The organism is Allobosea sp. P4_E12, from assembly GCF_056401655.1.
In genome coordinates this window covers 1-1,789 of record NZ_JBFUIY010000120.1, presented here as the reverse complement: position 1 = coordinate 1,789, position 1,789 = coordinate 1, and the positions used below count along the sequence as shown (strand labels likewise).

Sequence of the window (1,789 nt, the reverse complement as noted above, 5' to 3'; positions counted from 1 at the left end):
GGCTCTGAAGTCCAGCATTTGCAGATGAACTCGTAGGGTGTGAGCCCCCTAAGGGTCTTCAGCCGGCGGCCGAAATTGTAGGCGACAACGAAGTCTGTGAAACGAAGTCTGTACGTAGCACATTGGGAAGAGGCTCGACCGTTGCCTGACGGCGCGCGAAGCCTTGCGTAGCGCAGCGCGCCGTCACGGCGGTCATGGCCGGCCAGAAGGTCTCTAAAGTGAGGTTGTCGAGACAACACTTTGGAGCGAGGCCAACCATGACCAAGCGCTTTTCTACTCCCACCGGCGCCGTGCTGGTAGCGATCGACATGTCCAAGCACCGCCAGGAGGTGCTGATCGAACGGCCAGAAGGCGGTCGACGCCGGCGGATGACCGTGATGGCGACCAAGCAGGACTACGACCGCCTGGCTGCGGACCTTGCCGCGATCGGGCGGCCGATCCTTGTCGGCTTCGAGGCGACCGGCAACTACCATCGCACGCTCGCCTATCGGCTTCTGACGGCAGGCTTCGAGCTGCGGCTGATCTCCTCGGTCGCGCTCGCCCGGACGCGGGAGGCGCTACACAACGGTTGGGACAAGAACGATCCCAAGGACGCCCAGGTCATCCTGCACATGCTGCGGATCGGTGCCACGCAGGCCTATGTCGACCCGTTGGCCGCCGGCATCAACGATCTCCAGGAGTTGTCGAAGACGCACGAGACGATTTCGAAGGCCAAGACGCAGACCTGGCACCGCATCCTGACGCATTACCTACCGCTGTACTTTCCGGAGATCGGCCGCTTCGCCGGCAATAGCCGCTCGGATTGGTTCCTGGCACTGATCGAGCGCTTCCCGACGCCCGGCAGCATCATCGCACTGGAACGGGAAGCGTTCGTGGCCGAGGCCTGGCCTCTGGTCGGCCGCAAAGTCTCCAAGGCTCGGCTGATCAACGATATCTACGAGACGGCTTGCTCATCGATTGCGTTGCCCGTGCCGGAGGAAAGCGCGGCGATCACGATGTTCCGGATGATTATTGCCCAGGCTCGGGGCCTGATCCGGGAGCGCAACCGGATCGAGGAGATCGCGCAGGTCACGTTGGCCGATCATCACGATTACCAGTTGCTGCGGCGGATCCCGGGAATCGGACCGATCAACGCTCTGACAATCCTGGCCGAAGCCGGAGACCTGCGGCGGTTCGGCCATCACCGCCAGTTCCTGAAGTTCTGCGGCCTCGACCTCGCTACCTGCCAATCCGGCACGTTCCGCGGTCGGACCAAGCTGTCGAAGTACGGCAATGCCCGGCTGCGCCGAACGTTCTGGATGGCAGCGCAGGTCGCCGCGCGCCAATGTGACAACAGCTTCCGCGACAAGCTTGGTCGCTATGTTGCCGGTCACGTGGACGATGCCGATCGCCGTCGCAAGGCGATGACCGCGCTTACCGCCAAGATGGCGCGGGTGGCGCATGCCGTCGTCAAGACGGGAACAGAATACCGGCCGTTCCTGGAACGGTCGGATGCCAGGTGGAAGGACCCCTCTCTGCAAGTGCCGTGAGGGCGCCAAAGGCGACCCTGTAGATAATGTTCGGGCCTTCCACCTGGGTGCGTATCTCGTCTTGAGGACGGTGAGGACCACGGCCGCGTCAATGCCGCTGGATCCTGTGTTTGCTATGGCTGGGAGCGATCCCGTTGACGGTGGAAACCATCTGGATCAGCTTACTGCTGACGTCGGCGATCTGCCGGCGCGATGAGACCTGTTGGCCAAAGCCCAAAGCTGCTTCCCGACATAGGACGTTGTCCGTAGGACGTTGTCCG

Annotated in this window: 2 pseudogenes; one reads left to right on the top strand and one right to left on the bottom strand. The window is 62.7% G+C overall.

The annotated features are described in order from the left end of the window. Nucleotides 1–95, bottom strand: a pseudogene (locus AC1DW9_RS36565) (IS481 family transposase); the annotation flags it as partial. A 162-nt stretch (nucleotides 96–257) separates the two neighbouring features. On the opposite strand from AC1DW9_RS36565, the pseudogene AC1DW9_RS36560 reads away from it, so the two are divergent. Then, nucleotides 258–1,521: pseudogene (locus tag AC1DW9_RS36560) on the top strand (IS110 family RNA-guided transposase); the annotation flags it as partial. Between the last annotated feature and the right edge of the window lie 268 nt (nucleotides 1,522–1,789).